General features: G+C 40.8%; 29 protein-coding genes. All 29 read right to left on the bottom strand.

Annotated elements, in window-relative coordinates:
• Window positions 1-11: 11 nt before the first annotated feature.
• Entirely contained in the window at window positions 12-1,172 is a 1,161-nt protein-coding gene (locus ACPC57_RS08665; protein ID WP_434066749.1) for a hypothetical protein, read from the bottom strand.
• The gene (locus ACPC57_RS08660; protein WP_434066748.1) at window positions 1,132-1,311 is read right to left on the bottom strand and encodes a hypothetical protein; all 180 of its coding nucleotides are present in this window, start codon (window positions 1,309-1,311) and stop codon (window positions 1,132-1,134) included. The genes ACPC57_RS08665 and ACPC57_RS08660 overlap by 41 nt, the downstream gene beginning before the upstream one ends.
• Window positions 1,312-1,322: 11 nt before the next feature.
• The gene (locus tag ACPC57_RS08655; RefSeq protein WP_434066747.1) at window positions 1,323-2,441 is read right to left on the bottom strand and encodes a hypothetical protein; all 1,119 of its coding nucleotides are present in this window, start codon (window positions 2,439-2,441) and stop codon (window positions 1,323-1,325) included.
• 17 nt (window positions 2,442-2,458) lie between these two features.
• Window positions 2,459-4,237, bottom strand: a complete 1,779-nt coding sequence (locus ACPC57_RS08650) for a phage tail spike protein (protein ID WP_434066746.1) — start codon at window positions 4,235-4,237, stop codon at window positions 2,459-2,461.
• Entirely contained in the window at window positions 4,234-4,911 is a 678-nt protein-coding gene (locus ACPC57_RS08645; protein WP_434066745.1) for a phage tail domain-containing protein, read from the bottom strand. Before ACPC57_RS08645 ends, ACPC57_RS08650 begins: the two co-directional genes overlap by 4 nt.
• Before the next feature lie 57 nt (window positions 4,912-4,968).
• Window positions 4,969-8,373, bottom strand: coding sequence for a phage tail tape measure protein (locus tag ACPC57_RS08640; protein ID WP_434066744.1), 3,405 nt, complete (start codon window positions 8,371-8,373; stop codon window positions 4,969-4,971).
• A gap of 12 nt (window positions 8,374-8,385) precedes the next feature.
• Window positions 8,386-8,520 carry a hypothetical protein gene (locus ACPC57_RS08635; RefSeq protein ID WP_434066743.1) on the bottom strand — a complete coding sequence of 45 codons (135 nt, stop codon included), beginning with the start codon at window positions 8,518-8,520 and terminating at the stop codon, window positions 8,386-8,388.
• Window positions 8,521-8,591: 71 nt separating this feature from the next.
• Entirely contained in the window at window positions 8,592-8,924 is a 333-nt protein-coding gene (locus tag ACPC57_RS08630) for a hypothetical protein (RefSeq protein WP_434066742.1), read from the bottom strand.
• A 12-nt stretch (window positions 8,925-8,936) separates the two neighbouring features.
• Entirely contained in the window at window positions 8,937-9,527 is a 591-nt protein-coding gene (locus ACPC57_RS08625; protein WP_277837350.1) for a phage tail protein, read from the bottom strand.
• 10 nt (window positions 9,528-9,537) lie between these two features.
• On the bottom strand, window positions 9,538-9,960 hold the full coding sequence (locus ACPC57_RS08620) for a hypothetical protein (protein ID WP_313166728.1): 423 nt from the start codon (window positions 9,958-9,960) through the stop codon (window positions 9,538-9,540).
• A gap of 2 nt (window positions 9,961-9,962) precedes the next feature.
• Window positions 9,963-10,232, bottom strand: a complete 270-nt coding sequence (locus ACPC57_RS08615) for a hypothetical protein (RefSeq protein WP_313166726.1) — start codon at window positions 10,230-10,232, stop codon at window positions 9,963-9,965.
• A gap of 64 nt (window positions 10,233-10,296) precedes the next feature.
• Entirely contained in the window at window positions 10,297-10,674 is a 378-nt protein-coding gene (locus ACPC57_RS08610; RefSeq protein ID WP_277837347.1) for a phage head-tail adapter protein, read from the bottom strand.
• Window positions 10,671-10,967: a phage gp6-like head-tail connector protein gene (locus ACPC57_RS08605; RefSeq protein WP_434066741.1), complete on the bottom strand. Its 297-nt coding sequence runs from the start codon at window positions 10,965-10,967 to the stop codon at window positions 10,671-10,673. The genes ACPC57_RS08610 and ACPC57_RS08605 overlap by 4 nt, the downstream gene beginning before the upstream one ends.
• Window positions 10,968-10,981: 14 nt before the next feature.
• A complete protein-coding gene (locus tag ACPC57_RS08600; protein WP_434066740.1) occupies window positions 10,982-11,272 on the bottom strand; it encodes a HeH/LEM domain-containing protein in 291 nt (96 codons plus the stop codon).
• Between the two features lie 16 nt (window positions 11,273-11,288).
• Complete coding sequence (locus tag ACPC57_RS08595) at window positions 11,289-12,479, bottom strand: phage major capsid protein (RefSeq protein ID WP_277837344.1); 1,191 nt, start codon at window positions 12,477-12,479, stop codon at window positions 11,289-11,291.
• A 2-nt stretch (window positions 12,480-12,481) separates the two neighbouring features.
• Window positions 12,482-13,174, bottom strand: coding sequence for a head maturation protease, ClpP-related (locus tag ACPC57_RS08590; protein WP_434066739.1), 693 nt, complete (start codon window positions 13,172-13,174; stop codon window positions 12,482-12,484).
• Window positions 13,152-14,411, bottom strand: coding sequence for a phage portal protein (locus tag ACPC57_RS08585; RefSeq protein WP_434066738.1), 1,260 nt, complete (start codon window positions 14,409-14,411; stop codon window positions 13,152-13,154). Before ACPC57_RS08585 ends, ACPC57_RS08590 begins: the two co-directional genes overlap by 23 nt.
• Before the next feature lie 29 nt (window positions 14,412-14,440).
• Window positions 14,441-14,692: a hypothetical protein gene (locus tag ACPC57_RS08580; RefSeq protein ID WP_434065057.1), complete on the bottom strand. Its 252-nt coding sequence runs from the start codon at window positions 14,690-14,692 to the stop codon at window positions 14,441-14,443.
• Between the two features lie 9 nt (window positions 14,693-14,701).
• Window positions 14,702-16,363: a terminase TerL endonuclease subunit gene (locus ACPC57_RS08575; protein ID WP_434066737.1), complete on the bottom strand. Its 1,662-nt coding sequence runs from the start codon at window positions 16,361-16,363 to the stop codon at window positions 14,702-14,704.
• A complete protein-coding gene (locus ACPC57_RS08570) occupies window positions 16,347-16,694 on the bottom strand; it encodes a terminase (protein ID WP_434066736.1) in 348 nt (115 codons plus the stop codon). The genes ACPC57_RS08575 and ACPC57_RS08570 overlap by 17 nt, the downstream gene beginning before the upstream one ends.
• 123 nt (window positions 16,695-16,817) lie before the next feature.
• Window positions 16,818-17,138 carry an HNH endonuclease gene (locus ACPC57_RS08565; RefSeq protein ID WP_434066735.1) on the bottom strand — a complete coding sequence of 107 codons (321 nt, stop codon included), beginning with the start codon at window positions 17,136-17,138 and terminating at the stop codon, window positions 16,818-16,820.
• Between the two features lie 5 nt (window positions 17,139-17,143).
• Window positions 17,144-17,437 (bottom strand): hypothetical protein, encoded by a 294-nt coding sequence (locus ACPC57_RS08560; RefSeq protein ID WP_434066734.1) that lies wholly within the window; start codon window positions 17,435-17,437, stop codon window positions 17,144-17,146.
• A 154-nt stretch (window positions 17,438-17,591) separates the two neighbouring features.
• Window positions 17,592-18,155, bottom strand: coding sequence for a site-specific integrase (locus ACPC57_RS08555; RefSeq protein ID WP_277837334.1), 564 nt, complete (start codon window positions 18,153-18,155; stop codon window positions 17,592-17,594).
• A gap of 130 nt (window positions 18,156-18,285) precedes the next feature.
• On the bottom strand, window positions 18,286-18,750 hold the full coding sequence (locus tag ACPC57_RS08550) for a hypothetical protein (RefSeq protein ID WP_434066733.1): 465 nt from the start codon (window positions 18,748-18,750) through the stop codon (window positions 18,286-18,288).
• Window positions 18,751-18,760: 10 nt separating this feature from the next.
• On the bottom strand, window positions 18,761-18,949 hold the full coding sequence (locus ACPC57_RS08545; RefSeq protein ID WP_434066732.1) for a hypothetical protein: 189 nt from the start codon (window positions 18,947-18,949) through the stop codon (window positions 18,761-18,763).
• Between the two features lie 8 nt (window positions 18,950-18,957).
• The gene (locus ACPC57_RS08540) at window positions 18,958-19,125 is read right to left on the bottom strand and encodes a hypothetical protein (RefSeq protein WP_434066731.1); all 168 of its coding nucleotides are present in this window, start codon (window positions 19,123-19,125) and stop codon (window positions 18,958-18,960) included.
• Window positions 19,116-19,643, bottom strand: coding sequence for a hypothetical protein (locus ACPC57_RS08535; protein ID WP_434066730.1), 528 nt, complete (start codon window positions 19,641-19,643; stop codon window positions 19,116-19,118). The genes ACPC57_RS08540 and ACPC57_RS08535 overlap by 10 nt, the downstream gene beginning before the upstream one ends.
• A 10-nt stretch (window positions 19,644-19,653) precedes the next feature.
• A complete protein-coding gene (locus ACPC57_RS08530) occupies window positions 19,654-20,148 on the bottom strand; it encodes a single-stranded DNA-binding protein (protein ID WP_434066729.1) in 495 nt (164 codons plus the stop codon).
• Window positions 20,149-20,178: 30 nt separating this feature from the next.
• A complete protein-coding gene (locus ACPC57_RS08525; RefSeq protein ID WP_434066728.1) occupies window positions 20,179-20,886 on the bottom strand; it encodes a DUF1642 domain-containing protein in 708 nt (235 codons plus the stop codon).
• Window positions 20,887-21,113: the final 227 nt, after the last annotated feature.

Below are 21,113 nucleotides of genomic sequence, written 5' to 3'. Positions count from 1 at the left end.
AATTTTCCTTTCTATCCTACATAGCGACATACATTTATATCTAAATTAGTACTATGTTGCTCAGTTCTAAATCTGCCGACTTGTAAGGACTTAGTAAATATACCATTGTCGATATGGATTACGCCTTGACTAATATACATAACTTCCTTACCTGCAGAATACATAGCAATTCGGTCATAAGTTACTCGAATCTGCGAAACATTATCGTTCGTTCCAATAACTATGCCTTCATTTGCTTCCTTGATGTAAGTATCAATAAATTTCTTAGTCTTAGATAATCCTCCAAGCGTTTCAACCATTGCGTCAACTCTTCTGCCTGTTTCAATCAAATCAGCTTCGGATTTTGCTACCGCTTTGTCATTAGCCTCAACATATGCCTTATAAGCACGTTCAAGGTCACTTAGAGTTTCCATTGCTACTTTTGCTTCTAACTCAGTTTGCATTAGTTGAGCCTTTTCAATCAACATATTTAATTGTTGTTGGGTTAACTCTTGGTCAGCTTTAGAGTCTAAAGCAGCTTCTAATTCCTCTACTGCAGGTCTATAATCTTCCCTAACTGATGATATATAGAGATTTGCATTATCTATATTTACTTTAGTATTTAATGGAAACTGATTGCTAAATCGTATGAAAACATTATCTGTTCGATAGGAAGAGGATGAAACGCTCAAGTCATAGACTAAATCAAAATGCTGTCTTTCAGTAGTGCCTCCTTTGAAAGTTATAGAGGTGCCGTACCAAGGAGAGGCTGAAAAATGAACATTTGTTGAAATATCATTAGGCAAAGCAGGAGAGAATGCTACATCCAGCGATATACGAACCATTGATTTTATGAAGCGCTTATTATTTTTCCAAAATTCATCATATATGAAAGTCCTATAGTCTTGAGTAGTATCTGAGGTTATAGTATAAGTCCTTGACCTCGAATCTTTAAAATAGTTTCTTCCTCCTGAATCAATCTTCCCCCATCTATCAGCCCAACGATACTTAGTCTTATCCATACTATCTGCTTGCGTATAGTCACTATAGTTTCCAATGTACCGTTGACCGTTATCAGTTAAGGTTAGACCTGTACCATCTGCATTATCAGCGTAAGCCCAATGTACATAAGGAGTTTTACCATCAATGATATTAGTCAGTGTCAGTTGGTTGGTTGCTATCAGTTGTGCCATCTACAACCTCCTCTAATCCAATGATGTAGGTCATGTACCCATATGTATCCCAAATCTTTTCAATCGCTTTCGACTTGCTTTCTGCTTCTATAAGAACCACTTCCAACTGTCCAGCAAGCTCAATTTCTGCACGAATCATATACTACCCCCTTATTCAAACACTTCACAGAAATACGTCGCTTTGTCCGCAATCTCACTTGCTGACACAGACACCGTTTTCCCTGTTTTGTACTGGTTGCCAGTACCGCCAAAATTAGCATCTAGCACACCGTTTTTGTCACGCTTCGACCATTTATAGGTGTACCCAGTACCTGCTGTGTCAAGTTCCTCACCTTTGCGATATAGCCGTGCTTTCAGCGATGTACTACCAGATGAGTTCTTAAACGTGTTTCCAGCTGTGGATTCAATCACAATAACAATCGGGTCTGAAAAGTCTAAAATTGTTGCAACACCAGTTGCTTTTTGACCGCTTGTTCCGCCATCTTTATCTATACATACAACTTTATAAGTCTGCGAATTGACGACTGCGCTTGCAGTAACTGTCAATACGCCTTGCGCTGAAGTATTCACCGTCGGTTCTACGTTTGGCGTTTGACCAGTTGTCGTAGAGTTACATAAGCGCCACCCAATTCCCCCATCTGCATCATAACCAGTTGAACTAGTGGATGATACAGAGCTATCTGCATAAAAGAATTTAATCTGTTTGCTACCGCCTGAGAGGTTGTTCCCTTTGTACAAATCAGCGTTGATGGTCAAGGTTTCTGGCTGATCGTTATAAAACGTATTGCCTTTGCCTGTGTACACATTTAAGACTAATGCTTGTTTGCCTAGTTGTACTACTAATAAATCAATACTTGCTCTAAAATCGACATTTAATCCAGTGATAGGGTCTGTCCAAGTACCAACTGCTTCGTAACGCTTAGCACTTGTATTTGACGGCACATTTACTTTTGTAGTCAGTTTTTCGTTCTTACTGCCTGATAAATATTGATTATCAGTAGTGGTTACGCTTGTAATTTGAGTTTTAGTAGTGCCATTATATTCGTACCAACTAACGTTGCTCGCTTGGCTTAGGATAGATGTTGCTTGTCCCGCCTTGGTAAGATTAAGTGTTAATACTTGCGGTGAGCTTGCGTATGATGGATTGTAGCTGTTTGCTGTCTGGTCGAATACCTGGGTTGTTGGCTGAGTTGCGGTGATAAAAGCGCTCAGTACAGGAGCATCTGATAAATCGGTGATAGTGATTTGACCACTTGAAATAATTCCCATGTTTAATATTTCCTTCCTTAAATAGGTTCAATGCTGCACTCAAACTGAGCACGTCTAAATACGTCTTGTTGCGTAATAGCGATAGATTTTGATGAATACGAATGTGCTTGATTCCAAGCAGTGTCTGCGTTGCCATCTGCATCAGTCTTTGTCCAAATGTAGCTGAATCGACTGCCATCCGTGTCAATCTCCTCGCCACCTCTCCACAGCGTAGCAGTGAGTACGGTGTTAATGAGATTGTTTTTAAATAAGTTCCCGTTGCTGGTCTTGATAGTCATGAGGATAGGACTCTTTCCATCAGCTCCTTGCGGACCAGGAGTCAATTCAATTTCTTGCAAATCAGTTTTAGTGGCAACATCCGTAAAATCTATCTGAATCCGCTTAGCGTTTAATATAACCTCGCCAGCCTCATTAACGTACAAAATGTCCCTATCTCCAGATGAGATGCGAAAACGACGAACATCAATATGGTTACCACTCAAATTGTTTACGTTGACATTTCCTAAATTCTGATCGCTAATTGGAATCAACTCCCAATCTACACCGGACCATTGTTTCAATACAACGGAGTTTTCAAGGGGCTCATACCACAAATCACCTACATTAGCATTTGTAGGTCTGTCTACTCCACGATAAATCGTGTTCTTTCCGTTTGCAGCGACCTGCACCATGTTGCTAGTTTCTATCTTTACGTCTTCGAGTTGTTGCTCGATGCTTCTCTGTTGGTTGATAGAGTTGTTACTACTTCTAGACTCAAACTGTCCAGCCTCAATCCTCAACAATCTACCTGCCAAACTGTCATACTCATAACGGATTACCTTAGCTTTTACATAGAACCCATCCTCATCATGACTGACCGTTACCGTATCGCCAATTCGAACAGTTTCAAGGTTTTGGAAATCAGCATATTCCTTAGTTGTTGACAATTCAACAAAGTCGACCTCATAGGAACAGGTGGGAACATCAATAACACCAAATTGCTCTTTGATTAATGCGCGCATTTTGGTATAGGCTTCATTCAGAGGAATAGCATCTTTTGCATCTGTATTTTCACCAACTGCAGCCTTTACATCAACCTCAACTTTTCCAATTCTTGGAAAAGGATAGTCACTAATCCGAGGACTATCAACATATTTTTCTGGCAACAAAAGTCCATCAAAACCAATAGGCATGATCCGAGTGATGACCGATTTGTCATCAATGTTAGCAGTATAGCCTTTGAGGTTCTTCTTGTGACGGATTTTAAAACCTCTATTTTCTCCAATTGCTCGATTAAAATAGACATTAAAATTATCACGAAGAATCTCACCGCCAAATCGGTTGACAAAGGAATTATCCAACGACGTATTCAGCAAAATCTCTACACAGTTCTTACGAACTACCCTAGACCCTGCTACCGCGGAAATATCACTAAAAAAAGTAAAAGGATGACTGTACTGTGTATTCTGAGACAATTGTTGTAACCATGCTTGACCACTCTTAGATACAATATTGGTATCCTCTACAAAGTTGAAAGCTAAGTCATAGAAAATATGAAAAGCATGTATTTCTAGCATTCCCATTGACGGCTTAGACTGATAAATTCGAAACAACTGGTCACCATTTGGAGTGGGAGCCTTGATGATCATCCCATTGCGAATCGACTTGCCAAATTTTGCCCAAAGTGGATATTGAGCTGTCAAAGTATACAGATTGTTTAACACCTCTTCAACATGACACTTTTTCAAGTCATTATCTAATATCCCTAATCCATTATGTTCAAAAAGACTTTCATCAGCCGCATACAAACAAATCATATATACCGCCACCTCCCTTCACAAATAACCTTAGTGATATTTCCTGACCAAGACACCCTGTTGGTACCGGGCACAAATTCGGGAAATTCTCCAACCATATTTTGATTCATATCTACATTCCCTCTATAAGCATTCTGTAAATCGCTATCAAGTTCGATATAGTCACCAACATCACGCAAAATAATGGACTTGCCATTCACCGTCAACGTACCAGAACCAAATACCTGCAGATAAGGCTTGGAACGATAAGTCCCTATATTTTGAAAAGATTGACCATTTACCAATGAAACACTACTGTTCAAAGCGTATTGAAACGGATCACACTCAAACGTAACTGTGAACCGACCATACTCTGCCACCTCGTTCTCAATGTCTGAAAACTGGATTTTTTTGATTTTGTAATACACATCATCATCCGAAAAACGCAAAGTCTTTTTCCCGACAAAGAAACCCTTGACAGCCCTTACTAGACTCTTGATATTGACCTCTTCCAGCATATTGTATTCACATTCAATCGGAATATTCTTGTACCCCAACTCCCTCGTCAACGAACCATCCCTACCTGGAATAGAAATATCTTCATACTCCATTTCTGGACTAGGAATAACAGGTCGAGTTGCTAAACAACACATCAAACCATCTGGAAATGAGCCGTCTAATAACGTTTTAAGCATAAGTCTCCTTTCAAAAAAAATAGAAGTGCTCAGATTCATCCTCTCAGCACTTCCTTTTTAAACAGCACCTCCCGTAGAGAAATTACGGATATCGCTCTTGTCAGCAAGCCACTTATCCACCTTATCAAAAAAGTGGTCTGTACCATAATCACTATCAACAGTGGCATTCATTGTCACATAGTTAGTGACATGGACAGTATTGCCCACCATGCCACTAGCCTTCGCTTGTGCTTGACCAATTTTACCTAGCACTTTATCAGTTAACGGCAAAATAGCCTCTGGTCCAGCTTCTCCTCCAACCATTAGATTGTTTCCGTTTCGACCAAACGCAACAGGATCAGTCATAATACCACCAGATTTGTACCATTCAACGCTAAAGTGAGGCACTCTAGGCGGAGCAAGACTAAAACTACCACTAACACTTAAGTGCGGAAGTTTGATTTTAGGTAAACTCCAAGAAAAGTTGAAGAAACTCTTCATGGTATTAATAGCATTTCCGACAGCATCCTTAGCACCATTAATGGCACGACTAATGGAGTCTCGTATGCCGTTGAAAATATTAACAGCACTACTCTTAGCAGCATTAAATCCGTTGGCAATCGAATTACAAATATTATCGACGACTTGGGCAATGTTTGTTTTGATACCATTCCAAATACTAGAAATTTGAGAGCTTATATTGCTCCAAATTTGAGCAGTCGTACTTGATACAGCAGTCCAAGCTTCTGAGATTTTAGACCTAATGCTATTCCAAATTTCGGTAACTTTACCAGAAATAGCAGTCCATACGCCGGTTAGGTATCCTGAAATTTGAGTCCAAATTTCGATGACTTTACTAGAAACGGCTGTCCAGGTGTCTTCCATCCATTTTTTGATAGCAGACCAAACTTCTGTGGCCTTGTTTGAAATAGCGGTCCAGACACTAGTAAGATAGCTACTAATAGCATCCCAAACAATTGAAACAGCATTTTTGATGGTGTCCCATAGTTGAGAAAACCATGTAGCAATCCCTGTCCAAAATTCCTGAGTAAATGCCCAGAATATCTCCCATGCCAATCGTAGAGGAGTTTCAATAGCAAGCCATGCGATGTTAAAAGCCTCTTTTACCAACAGCCACGCAAATGTAAAGATGTTAACTAATCCATCCCACAGTACTTTAGACCCCTCCATAAAAGATGTCCACGTTTCCGATAACCATGTAGTTAATTCTGTCCATAACTGAACTGTAGCCTCTTTTACGCTTGCCCACTTCTCCGCAAACCATTCTCCGATTGGATCGAAAAATTCTTTAATCTTTTCCCAAGCTTGTCCAACCCATGCGACAATCTCATCCCAATATATGACGACAACTGCCACTAAAGCTACTAATGCAGCACCTATCAGCACTGTCCACGATACAATCGCAGTAACTATACTACCCAATGCAGGCAATAGCGTTCCCGTTATCCAAGGAATGACACCAGCGAAAATTCCCCCTTGAGCAAATAAGCCTGCTATAGAGCCAATACCCGTTGCAACCTGACCAATAAAGATCAATAACGGACCAAGCGCAGCCATAATGCCACCAATAACCATAATGACTTGCTGCATTGGTTGCGGAAGATTTGCAAAGCCAGTGGCCAAATCACCTAAGAAGTTAAACAGCGGCTCCAAGGCATCTAACACATCCGCAGCTGCCTCCATTAAAGGTCCACCAAATTCGATAGCAATATCAGTTAGTTTATTTTTGACAATCTTGAGCTTACTTTCAAAAGTTTCATAGCGTTTCTGAGCTTCTTCTGACAAAGCAGTATTTTCTGCCCACGCTTCACCAGATTTTCTAAATGCAGTTTCAAGTAGTTCGCCTGCGCCTGCTAACCGCTGCATCGCATCAATTTCGTTAACGGATTCAAGTCCAAGGTCTTTCAAAGTACCTGTGACATTTCCTCCTTCGTCTTTAACACGACCAAGACCTTTGACCAAGGCAACAATAGCGTCTTGAGGGCGTTCTTTCCACATCTGTGCAAATTCCTCCGCGCTTGTGCCGGCAATAGCAGCGAAGCTCTCGACCGACTCACCAACCTCAAGAACCGCCGTATTGACTTTTTGCATGATACGACTCATTGCAGAACCACCAGCCTCTGCATTGATACCAACAGATGACATAGCGGCAGCTAAACCCATGATTTGAGCTTCAGTCAGACCTACAAGATTACCAGTACCAGCTAGACGTAAGCCCATCTCCAAAATCTCTGATTCAGTAGTCGCAAAGTTGTTACCAAGAGATACAATGGTGGAACCCAATTCATCAAATTTATCTTGAGGCATTTGAGTGATATTGGCTAATCGAGCCATGGAGTTGGCTGCCTCTTCGGCTGACAAGTTTGTGGATTGACCCATATCAATCATAACACGAGTAAAGTCTAAGACATTCTCCGTCTTAATCCCTAATTGCCCTGCAGCTTCTGCAACCGCGGAGATTTCCGTAGTACTCGCAGGAATTTCCTTGGCCATGTTGCGAATGCCAGTGCGCAAATCGTCATAGCTGATGACGACCTTGCCGTTAGCATCCACAACCTCATCATTGGTCTTCATAACGCCTGCAAATGCAGATTCAAAATCACTCGCAGCCTTAATAGCTATACCAGCACCTGCTACGATTGGGACAGTCAGCCCCATTGTCAATCCTTGACCAACAGAGGTTAATTTACTACCTAAACTCTTTGCCTTATCAGCAAAACGACCGATAGAGTCGTCAGCCTTCTTAGCCTCATTAGCATAATCTTGAAAAGCCTTCTTTGATTCAAGTAGTTCCTTCTCAAGTTTATCTACTTCTCTACTGCTTTCACCATACTCAGCCTTAGCTAGTTCTAATTGCCTTTCAAGATTTTCAACCTGCTGGCCAGTATTTTTCATCTGTTCAGCAAGTTCTTTTTTCTTGATTTTAAGCAATTCAGATTCCTTGGCATTGTACCCAAGAGCTGACCGCTCCAAATCATACTTGGCTTTTATTTTATCGGCGGAATCGGCCAGTCGGTCCTGCTCAGACTTTAGTGCAGATAACTTATCCTTTCGTTCTTGAGAAGCACGAGCAGATTGACTTGTAGCCTCACGTTCTTTATCCAAAGCCTGCTTAGTCTGTTCAATCGCATTTTTCAGATACTCTTCGTTCCGCTTAGCATCCAGTAGCTTATTGGTCCACGTCTGAGTTTCCTTAGAGTTTTCGCCAGTAGCTTTCGTGACTTCTTTTAGTCCTTGCTCAACTAACCTAGCCTTCTCTTGGGCAATTGAGTACTCAGAGGTCAACTTATTCAGCTTTGATTCTAGCTTATCAGTCTCGCTACCAGTCAGACGCATTTGTTCCTGTTGCAATCTAAATTCTTTATTCAACGACGTTATCTTAGAATTCATTTCTGATATTCCCTTGTTAAATTCAGAATTTAAGACTTTATAGGTTACCTTTACTTCACTTTGCTTTGCCATTTGACCTCCTTCCTACTCACTATACTTCCAAGCCTCAATAGCTATCTTCAAAGAAGCCATTTCCTCAGCTTCCTGGATAGACATACCTAGCACTAACTGCATATCAATCCCAAAGACAAAAGAGTAATAGCCGATAACCTCATCCACCTCAACCTTTTCCCAGTTGATGCGAGGTGCACGACCATTACTCTTCCCTTTTTTCGTCTTCTTTTCAAATGCTAGTTGGATTTCTCCTTTTTTGGCTGATCATTCCCCTGCACAATTTGCTGATAAATACGTCCAGCAATTTGTAAATCGAAGACCACAGCTTTCTCAAATTCAACCTTTGTCATAGAACCGCCAGCTGCACGATAGGCAACAAATGGGGCATTTTCCAAATCTTTGTCATTGATATTTGGATTTCCTCCACCATTTTTCATTGCGGAAGCAAATGCATTTTGAGTAAGCAGACCCTCTTTTTTAGCCTTCTTCCATTCATACAAACTTACAGGAGTCTGAATCTTGACAGACTCCCCATTCAACAATTTCAATTCAGTAATTTTTTCAGACATTACTTATCCCTCCTAAATCTCTGCTTTCTTGACTAATGTTGGTGTGAAGGTTTGGTTCCAACCGCTTACCACATCCGTAGCTACACCATCTCCTTCAATTGCTTCGTAGTAGAAGAAGCCATTTTCATCCGCAAAAGCAGAGAAGGTTGTTTCAATTTCCGCAATCTCTTCCTCACCATTTGTCACATTAATCTTGAAAGGACTAGTCCAAGAGATATTAGGAAAAGCAATCAATTTATGGTTCTCACGCCCCAAATCGTACATGTCCCACGTCAGAGCCCCAGAAGAAACCTTCGGCTTGCTCGTAAGACCATAGACACCAGGCTTCAACTTATCATTGATCAAGCCAAACACCTTCCGCAAAATATCTACAGGCATGTGCATTGAGACAGTTGCGTTCAATTTTTGAATAATTGTGACTTCCTTGGTAACATTCCCCTCGCACTTCTTAGTGACAGTCTTACTTTCCGCTTCTACCGAAATAGACCCCGTACATCCCAACCGCTCAGCTGTACCAAGTTGTCCACTCGTTAGGGGACGAAACTGACCATTGGTAATTTCAAATTGCTCAAAATCTTGCAATACATCAAATGTTTGTGACATTTATTTCTCCTTATATCGTTAATAGTTCTTGTTGTGCTCGGACTAGTTCATCAATCACATAGTCCAAGATGATTTCTTCCCGAGAAGCTAGACCACGCTCAAAGAACTCTTGAGCTACTGGATTGTGAGGCCCTCTTCCCTCGTTGGGAAAGACCAAATAACCGAATGACCCCTTATTCTTAGCAGCACCACCTTTAGCTACAATGTCAAATCCCAGATTAAACATCCGTTCTTTAAGTGGATTAGAATACTTAGCATGCTTCTTCTCTCTTTTGCTGATTGGCATAAAACCAATGATAGCCTGCATCACTTCCTTGGTTCCCCGAACAAGCAAGACACGATTGACAACCTCCTCCGACTTACTCGGAATCTTTGCCATAGCCTCAGCCAGCTTAGTAGAACCAGAAAAATCAAGAGTAGCTTTGTTAGCCATAACTACCTCTCTATCCGAATCAATTGGTGAAAATTAAGCGTCGTAGCCGTCACCTGCTCATCTGTATTAACCAAGTTACCCTTGTCAATTTCAGAGCTATCGAAAATCAACCGACAGTCTTTCAACCGCTCAATCAGACCAACATCATCAAAGCTAGCCCTCTCACGAGTAACAAACATGACTGTGAAAGCCCGCTTGTATTGATTGGCATGGGTACCAGGGATCAACCCACCGTCGTCAGAGTACAGAAAGAAGGACGGGTTTTCTGCCACCTCATCCCTCCCCATATCTAACCCAAAACAAGGAAAACCAGTCCCACGTATCACCTTAACAATCCTACTTAGATCCAGAGGTCTGGATATAATTTCCGCCATCCCAGTACCCTACCTTTCTAAGAAATAGATACATAAACTCCTGCCTATTATCAACATCCACCGACTCAACCGCGAAAAGTTCATCCTTTATCCGAACCTTATGCGACTTCTGGAAGTCCTGCACACAATAGCATTGGACCTTGATATCTACTGCAGATAGATTTGACACCAGGTAGCTATCATATTTGGCTACAATAGACTTGTAACCAAAGTACAATCTCCCCCTAGTCGTCAACTCTTCGCCGATTTTCTTGGCTGTTTCCTTATCCCGCTTAGTGGTCAAATCTCCATACTCAAGCAGTCCATCATTGAGAGGTTGATAATCGCTTCGCTTACTCATATCTCTTCTCCTCTCAATCGCCTCACACCATTTTCATGTTGGAGACGCAATAACTGTCTTCTGTAATCTTCCTCGAACATGGAAGTATTCCCAGACCAAGCCCGACGACAGTACGCTTTCAACAGCACCCTTGGCAAGCCAGATACAGAGTAGTCTGACTCACCGCAAATACCATCAATATAGGCTATCCCTTCTTCGATGTATTCCTTAATCTCGCTATCTTGACTTCCCCAAGTCACACGTAAGTGCAACTTTATTGGTCCAAGAAGCTTGCTACTCAAATCTTCGCTCACCTAGACACCTCCAGCTACCCCGCAACAGTCAATAGAGCAATCAAATCAGACTTCTTGGCTGCTTTGTCAAATTCAATACCTTTTTCGGTCAGTAAAGCCTTGATATCATCCGTTTTTAACTTGCTGTAATCTGTTTCAACATCACTTTCTTTCAACACATTGACAAATGCACGCTTTTCACTATTTGCACCCAATAGGATTTCGAGGCGTTCAGCATCCACCTCAAAGATATCCCCAGCAGCACGGTCAAGCTGAGCGACCTTATCGAAAAATTCTTCTGTTACTTCAACCTTAATCAGTTCCATGTTTTATTCCCCTTCACTAAATAGACGCCTTGGGATTAATAGTATCTTCTTTGACGATAGCAGCTGGACCTTCCAAATCTGGGATTGTCGCACCTTCAACGCTAGAAATATCTGCCACAAAGAATGCATTTTCGTTCTTGGCAATCCCTTTACCAAAGAATTGAGCAATGTGCAAATCAAGATTTTGAAGTGCTAGAGTCTCACGGTATTCTTGGATTTCAACGCTACCTGCAACAACTAGTAAGTAGTTATACGGAACACCAAAGACGAGCTTGTCTTCTGTAACAGCATGCAATGGAATAATTGTCTCTCCAGTCGGCAGTTGGGTTGTGACCCATGACCCTGCATCAGTTCTGAAAGCAAGTTTTGGAAATACCTTCGACCAGTAGGTCATCGGATTAACTAGCACAGCTACTTGCCCATTGTCTGTCTTAGCTTTGGCAAGTGCAGCACGAATACTAGCAAGAGTTGACGGTGTCAAATCAGCTAATACGATCGCCTGTTTTTCCGGATAGACACCACCAGAATCTCCAGATAGTTTTCGCATCATGCCTAAAGGTTTTTCTTTACCATCACCATTTACAACAGCCTCTTCAAGAGATGCTGCCATTACTTCTTGCAAGAATGTGATGACATAACTAGCTAACCAAGATGGTCCAAGTTTGTAGTACCCCTTCGGAACTGCAATATACCCAGAAAGTTGTGATTGAGAAATATCCAATCGTTTGAAAGAATCCAAAAGAATTTGTTGGATATCCGAAGGAATAGTTCCCCAGAAAGCACGTTTCTTAGTCGAGTCACCGTAAATAAATGCAGTTTTCACATCGCCAACCTGCATATCAATCAAAGACAACAGAGGGTGTTCTTGTACCAAATTTCGATACACATCTTCAATGATAGTTTCTGGGAACATCTGATCTAAACCAGTGATTTTTTGTTTTTGAGCTGCTTCACTGAAAAATTTACGTTCAGCGGATGTCAATTTCCGACGAAGTCCACGTTCGGCAAGGATAGACTCATCTTGCACCCCTTCTTGGAACTCTGCAGCAGCAGCCTTAACTTGTTCAGACACATTAGCCTCCAAACCTGTAACAAAGTTTTCAAAGGCTTGTTTCTGCTCCTGTTCGTTATCTGTTCGCAAAGCAGCAAACAATTGTTCACGAGCTTCAGCAAAGTTTGTCTTCAAATCGTTGTTAATCAATGACATAATTATTGTTCTCCTCTTTTTTGTGTAAATAAAAAGGCAAAGCGTTCAATATTTCGCTTTCCCTTATCCTCATGTTCATCAGTCCCATACTTAACCATAAGGCTATCTAAGACATTGGTTTCAGCATTATTTGACGCTTCTTCTGGTTCATCTTCGCCATAAATACCATCAGCAAGCCCCAAGGTGAGTGCCTCATCAGCCGTGAGAAAAGTCTCCTCATCAAGAAGAGCTTTCAACTCCTCTCTGTCTCCCTTAAAACGCTTAAGGTAGGTCTCTTCAACAGATACCTGGGCCTTTTCCAAATCATCAGCTACCTTACGCAACTCCTTAGCATTACCGTAGGCGAATGTCCATGGATTGTGAATCATCAACTGCGTATCTTTGGGCATCAGAATCTTATCCGCACCCATAGCAATGATAGATGCGGCACTTGCAGCCAAACCATCAATAATCACCGTCACAGTCTCTTTACGCTGACTAAAGAAATTCTTGATTGCAATTCCCTCAAACATATCACCACCGTAAGAATTGATATGTACTTCAATTTCATTCCCTTGGAAACTTGCTAAAGCATTTCGGACATCATTAAAGTTAATCCCTTCCCAGTAGCCGCCAACTGTACCATGCAAATAAAGCGTAGCCTTATCATCATCTGAGACAGAAGCCTCAAACTTAAACGGAATGTGTTTCGTCACTAGCTTCCACTTCTCCTTTCTTTTGATTACCACCAGAGCCATCAGCCCTAGCATAGTTTAACGATACAAAATATTGATCAGCCCATGGTTCATCAATCGGCTCTTCTCCCAGTTTATCCCTCAATTCGTTTGTACTGAGAGCACCGATTCTGAATAAAGCCTCACCAGCCGACGCAAATTTCTCTGCGCTGTAAACTAGGATTGTGTTCGTCTGTATCTTAAATTTTGAGCCAACAGCCAGATGTTTCTTGCCGTACAGCTTGCGATTAATTTCCGTTTCAATTGCGTCAGCCCACGGACGTACACCGAAATTGACAAAGTTATCACGAATTGCCTCTGCATCTGCCACATCACCTTTCATTATTCCACGAGGAATCGAGAAAGCGTCAGCAGCATAGTGGACAACATCCATAATGACATCGGAAATATCACGAGTAGTTACCGCACCACTCTTAGTATTGGCACTTGTCTTAACGAGGCTAGATATTTCAAGCCCTTCTTCTAACGGAGTGATTGAGTCTTCATCAGAAAGTACAGCAGCAAACCGCTTCTCATACATCTCATCCATGATAAGATCATATTCCGTTGTCTCGTTACCTTCGTCATCTACCTCAACAACAGCCTTTCCGTATTTCTGGTCAAATAAGGTACCAATATTCAGACCAAGTTTCAAAGCGTTTCCCCTGTTGTAATTGCGAATCGCTCCACCAATCAACTTCCCATATTCTGAGTACAGGTCATCCAAGTAACCTTTTACCTTAGAATCATTCATGGTAAAGTGCAAAACATCCTCTTCCTGATAGACCGCATTCAACTGTAGTCCACCAGCAACAGTAATGTTCTTGTAGACATTTGGACGAAAGGCTTTCTTATCAATTTCAAAACTCTCCGCAAGAATGAACTCACCATTGTGCATCAAAACCAAAGCACCTTCAGAATTCTTGACCATCTGACCTATCAAAGCAGCAAGAAATTCATTCTGAGTCTGATTTTGGTTTGGCTCATAATTAAACCGATACCAAATATCACCCTTCTGAATCTTACCTTTGTTGTAAGTCTCATAGTTGGCCAAAGACAAAGCATTGGCTATCTTGTCAATACACATCTGCAGAGCAAATTCCATAAACTGAACCCGCTGACCAGACCGACGAACCGCTGCTTCCAACTCCTTACGACTAACTTTCTGCACAGTACCATCGCGAGCGAAAAAACCAAAGAAATTATTTAACCACCCCAACTGGATCACCTCCTTTTCTAATCAGTGACTTACTTACGCTTGAAACAGGGACGCTTCAATCGTTCTACTTCTTTTTCTAACATCTCAATCCGTTTCGTATGAGCTGAAAATTCAGCGTTAGTGCTTTCAGCATTCTTGCAACAACGCTTCTCCAACCCTTCAAAACGCTTATCAGTACGAAACTGAAGCTCAAACAACCGCTCCACTTTCCCATTAAGATAATCAAGCGTCTTCCCAATCAAAACAAAGGGACGATATTTTTTCTTAGTTCGCTTAGACATATAAACCTCCTATCGTGTAAAACTTCGCAATCTGCGATTGATTTTTACAGTCTTCTTCTCCAACTGTTCCAACTGCTCCTCAATTGACATCGCATGAATCAAAGCCATAAAACCATCTGTCTTCCTCCTCTCTGGATCAATCTTTTTGTAAGTCTTGTTCCCTTTACCATCAACATCAACATAGACATTATTTGTGTACCACCGCATCATACGGTCTTCACCAAACACAATCTCATGATTCGCAAACATCATGTCAACCGTAGGGGCAAGCCTTGAGTGAGTAATAGCTCCACTACGAACCACTTCTATAGGCAATCCAGCATTTTCAAACGCTTCTTTGACTGGTGCCTTTCGGAAATCATCCATCGCTATATTGACAATCTTGTACTTCTCAGCCATCTTCACAAACCAATCAGCCACATACTTAGGATCCATAACCTTTCCAGGAACTATTGTAATCAATCCCTCATGTTGTGGAATTGTAAAATCCATCTTAAAATCTTGGATTTTCAAAGCCTCTGAGACAATAAAAGTATGATGTAACCAATACCGCATCTTCCCTCGTCTAAATAAGAGACCTACACCGATAAAGTCCCGAACATCCGCATAGTCAATTGCACCCACACACTCCATTCCCTCCAAATCATCTGGTAACGGTCTGCTTGCTGCCACAATATCATCCCACTCAGCAACAGCATGCGTCGTGTCTTCCAAAGGAAAATTACATCGCTTAGTAATAAAGTCTAGGAATAACTCCTTGCTACGTAAAGCACGCTTGTAGGCTTTCCTGTACTCTTTCAGCAATGTTGGCAAGTACGGTAACATCGGATTAGCCTTTATCCAAGCAAGCTCATCTTCCCATTCCTCAAACGCATCAATCTTAGCCAAAATCGGCAACATGCCAGCACGATAGTCACAAGTTGAAAGAATATCCCTAGCAGTCTGCTTGTAATCATCCAGTACCGCACCACGAACCTTACCATCCGTCGTTAGATACATCACAGAAGCATCTGCAACCTTACCAAGAGCGTTGATATAGACATTGATGTTGTCGTAATTCAAATACTCATGCAACTCATCAAAGATAACCAAACCAGGACGAAGACCGTCCTTGGTCCGTGCATTTGAGGTATGGTACTTAATCTTAGACCTAGATTTGATAAAAGTAATTAAGGTCTGGGAAAACTTGTAAGCCTTCTGCAGAACAGCATGATCTTTAATCGTGTTATAAACATCATCAAATGAGGTCTTAGCCTGAGCCTCGCTATTGGCAACAATATCCACATTGTACTCGCGAATACCGTTTCGATTGCTAGTTTTAAAAAAAGCCTCATCCGAAGCAATACTGTTCTTACCAAATCCACGAGCACATAATAAAAACAGCTCGGGAAATACCAAACTGTCATCGCTCTTCCAACGGATAGCATTAACTGCCGCATGAATAAATCGTTGCGGAGGCTGTAGCTTATATGGTCGATATTTGTTGATAAAATCAACAACACTATCAGCCTTTTTTACATCAACATAAATTTCCGGATCAGAAATGGCAGCAATTACCAAATCCGCCATCTGCTTAATTTCCTTACAGACAGGATATTTCTCTGTAACAATATCTCTCAACCAGTCGTCAATGTGGGAAGTTCCGCTAGTAAAATTAAATGTCTTCGCCATCCTCAGACTTCAATTCCTTAGCTTCGATTCCTAATTTTTCAAGCATGACCATCATCTGCTTATTGACGTTGACTTGGAGAGATACGGAATCATTTTTCTTACCATCAATACGTATGCCATTCAACTTTATATCCTGTCTTAAAAGTTGAGATGTCTCCCACAGGGAAATATACTGCTCAACTAAATCTTTAAATGGCTCCTCATATTTTTTACGCTGCTGCAAAATGCGAATCAGCTTGATTCGTAAATCGTCACGAGACTTAACATATTGTTTCTGAGCAACCAAAGGGCGTTCCCAGTCAAATTCTGGGTATTCTAAAAAACCAGCCATATTTCTCCTTTCATGAGAGTTTTTTTTTGTTCTTGATAAAATTTCGCTAGATATCTTTTCCGAGGTACCCCTTCCCGTTGCACGTTTCCCCTTTAGAAAAGCCATTTGGTTTGACCAGGGGGCTTACCACTGTTCCTCGTTGTCAAATTTGCGACGATGAAAGCCACTCAGCTTTTCGGGATGTTCTCGGTTGTGGCACGGATTGCAGAGACATTCTGTGTTATCTAGTTCTAAGGCTAACTCTGGATGGTACCTCACTTCTTTCTTGTGGTGTACCATATCCGCTGGTGTGTACCGACCAGCTCGCATACAACGTTGGCATTCGTTGTTGTCCTTCTGCCTACGAACCTTCCGAATAATGCGCCATTCTTTTGTCCAGTAAAACTCTTTGACATTGTCTTCTCTGATAAGATCGATTAGCTTGTCGAGTATTTCTGGAGTCATTAGGTTCATTTTAGTAGACCTTGGTTAGCGAGCCATTCCTCTGTGAGAATCTGTTGAATCTTGGTTGTAAGTTCTGGATTGAGTTGTCCAACCTGTATTCCAAGTTTTTCTAACAGCTTTACGTTGTGTTCTGACGATAATACTTGACGCATGAGACCAGTAAATAATGCTCCAACTTCCGCATTTGTTAATCGGTTAATCACGATGATGTCATAAATGTGCTGATTGATTTCATCTAGCGATAACTTGTTTTGGTTTAGGTAGTCTGAAATTTTCTTTTCTGCTATTTTGTTGACCATTTTTTGTTTTCCCTCCCTTTAATTTGATATATCTTATATTCTCTCAAATTCGCTACACTTTCTAAAACATTATTAAATCAAGTGTTTTAATAGCTATCATTTTATCAGTTTAGTATTTCCACGATATATCAAATTAGCACTCTGAAAATAAAAATCACAAGTCAAATTTACGCATTAAATCATCTAATTGGTCTTGTTTGATACCAATATACCTAAGCGTAATCATTGGACTTGCGTGATTGAAAGTTTCCATCAATGCTGCTACATCTTTAAATTGTTTGTAATGATGATAGCCATAAGTCTTTCTCATAGAATGGGTCCCGATGTTATCAATTCCCAAAAACTCAGCAGCTTCTTTTATGATGTTCCAGCACTGTTCTGGTGATAGTGGTTTGTTATTTCCTTCTCTGCTTTGGAAAATATAGTAATGATGTGGTTTATCTTTGACGAATTCTCTCATTTCCCTTTTGAGAGTCTTCGTCATTCTAAATGTTCTGACTTTCTTTGTCTTGCGTTCTTTGACTCTAATATGCCAGCCTTGAACATCTTTAACTTTGAGATTAATAATGTCTCCTATCCTAAGACCTGAGCTTATCCCAGTAAGGAAGAGCATGTAATTACGTCTCCGCCTATCTGGATTTTCGGCACTCTCATGAATCAAATAATCTTTCATTGCTTGAATGTCATCTTTATCTCTGATTGGCTCAACTAAGTTCACATGTTCCTCCTTTCCAGAATAACATAAAAGCCACACGTATTTGTGTGACTTTATATTTACCTGTTAGTTTTACTCATGATACAAATATAACACATTGTTTTTGTCACTTCTATACGTTTTTGTGACAAGATTACATCAAAAGTATTTTTGCTAAAGTGTCCAATATAACTTCGCGTCGTCTATATATTTGCTTTCGATGCTTATAAAGATAACCAGTCTCACCATTTTCCATGATATGCCAAACTTGAATCCAATCATACCCAGTGTGCTCTCCCCACCTCAGATGGAAGATTTTCTTATCATCAGGTTCAAGTACATCCAGCAGTTTTGAAATTGCTGTTTGAAACTCTTCAAGTTTCAGAATCATTGGATCATTGGCATAAGCAACAACTAGATTTTCAGAAGTATTAGTTGAAGTTCCACTGCGACTAGCTCCTGAATCATCAATGCCTTGCATGGTCAGGTTTTTGACTGCATAGGCTCTTTCCAGTTCATGACGGCGCTGGCCAATAAGTTTATCAATTTTTAGATACTTAGCCTCAAGCTCAAACTCAAGGAAATCACGTCTTGTCTTACTTGCTGTCTTCTTTGTCAAACTGCTCTCCTCATTTTTTCCATTGTTCAGCTGCATTACCAAAGGCTACTGATAAGGTTGTAAATACATTACTAATGGCAGTACCTACCGACTTAAAAACTTGTCGGTTCTGTTCAGGATTTTGTGCCAACTGTTCTAGTTCTTGCTGTCTTTGCAACTCAGCCTGTTTAGCCTTCTTTTTCTTGATTCTTTTGTTCATGCATAACCTCAAGTTGTTCTTTTCATCACATTTTCTTTAAAGTCATCAATTTCTTGAGTGACCTTTTTTAAAAGATTTTGTTCAACCATTAAATCCTGTTCGCTAGCATCTTCCCTTTTGATGTAGTGCTGCAAAGCATGTTTAACGATCTGCATTTGCTTGTACTTCAAATACATTTCCCCGCCCTCCATTTTCTCTTATTTGCCCTTTTCTTGGCTGTTTCTCTAGCCATTTCATCCCAGACATGATCTGCGTTCTTAAGCATGAGGTCCACGCATTTGTCTTTAAGGGTCTCAATGGCAACTTGGTCCTCTTCCTTCTCTCGGTAGCAAGCTGTTAACTCCTTTTTAAGCTCAGCGATTTCTTCAGCATAGCGGTCTTCTGTGCTAATCACATTCGGACTATCAAATGTGATGGTGTCAATTGGACAGCCTAGCATTGCTTGTAGAACCATTTCGACATCATCAATGATTACAGGTTCGTTCGACTGTTTGCGTCCATCAGTAAATCTAAAACGAGTATCTGAGACAGATAGCGGAAAAGGAATAGTATAGCCAAGCTGTTTTGCAAACCTAAAAGTATTATCAGCCATCCTACGGTTAGCACAGACAATATAATGTCCTGTCGCATGACTTTCTAAGATTGCCATTGTAGTTTTACCCAGGCATCTTCCAAATCCTATTAGTTTAGTCATTTATTACCTCCTAAAACGGCAAGTCGTCATCTGAGACGTCCATAGGATTGCTTGCTCCAAATGAACTTTCTTCTCGAGCGAAGTTCGGTGTAGATTGCGCAGGCGCTTGATAAGGCGAGTTATAATCATTGCCACCAGCAAAGGAATTACCAGCTGAATAACCGCCTCCTTGGCCTTCACGGGCAGTACGGATTTCCAAAAGTTGGAAACTTTCTGCAACTACCTCTGTAACGTACACACGTTGTCCCTGTTGGTTATCATAGCTACGAGTCTGAATACGACCTGTAACACCAATCAGCGCACCTTTTTTAGCCCAATTCGCCAAATTTTCAGCTTGCTGTCTCCAAATGACTACGTTGATAAAGTCAGCCTCACGATTCCCATCAGAGTTTTTAAAATTCCTATTGACCGCAAGAGTAAAAGTTGCTACGGCTTGATTTAATGGAGTATGACGTAACTCAACATCTCTCGTCAATCGACCAATCAAAACAACATTATTGATCATCAGATACCCCCGTCAACTTTTCCAAAAAATCTAAACTTCGATATCATTTCCCACCTCCAGCGTTTCAACCATTGCGTCAACTCGCCTGCCTGCTTCAATCAAATCAGCCTGTGATTTTGCTACCGCTTTATCATTAGCTTCAACATATGACTTATAAGCACGTTCAAGGTCACTTAGAGTTTCCATTGCTACTTTTGCTTCTAACTCAGTCTGCATTAGTTGAGCCTTTTTAACCAGTAGATTTAATTGCTGTTGGGTCAGCTCTTGGTCAGCTTTGGTGTCTATATTTGCTTGAATGTCTTCGGGAGATTTAGACCAATTTAATTTAACAGACTCAGCAAACTGCCACAACCGTTCGTCTTTCTGTTTGATTTCAGTTTCTGTCAATCGTTCCGCAAAGCGAATATCCCCAGTTGTTGACCAGTCGCCACGATCAGAATGTAGCGATTTACCTATTTTTCGTAAATAGATTGACAAACCAACAATCTTACCCAAATTAACTACATACAACCGTTCCTGCTCAATTTCATAGCCGTCCAACCAAGCTCTAGCAAAGGTTTCTTCGTTAGTAATTATCCACTCTAACTCTTTATTTTGAGCATTATCCATTGCAATAAATAATGACATGCCTTCTGCTTTTGCGTATCCAATAAATCTATCAATAAATGCAGGTACGACAACTTTCTTCGGTTCGTCGATTTTGGAGATGATGGCTAATACCTCATTTTTAATAACCATGTCAACTTGTTGACCCGCTACCCTATCGTTGATATTTTGAGATGCAATCTCGGTTAATTTCTTTTTTCAATAAATTTCCAATATCCAACGCAGTAAAACCATCGGATATTTTCGGTGCATGTTTCGCTCGATTAACAAATCTTCTGGCACGTATCATAGTTCCCCCAAAAAATCATATATCGTCATCTGTTCCGCTTTTCAAAAACAACTGGTTGAAAATAGCTTCT

The sequence above is a fragment of the Streptococcus sp. VTCC 12886 genome (assembly GCF_049893425.1).
In the GTDB taxonomy this organism is placed as follows: Bacteria; Bacillota; Bacilli; order Lactobacillales; family Streptococcaceae; genus Streptococcus; species Streptococcus suis_AA.
Note: the sequence above shows the minus strand (reverse complement) of the source record. Positions and strands in the feature narration are given on the sequence as shown.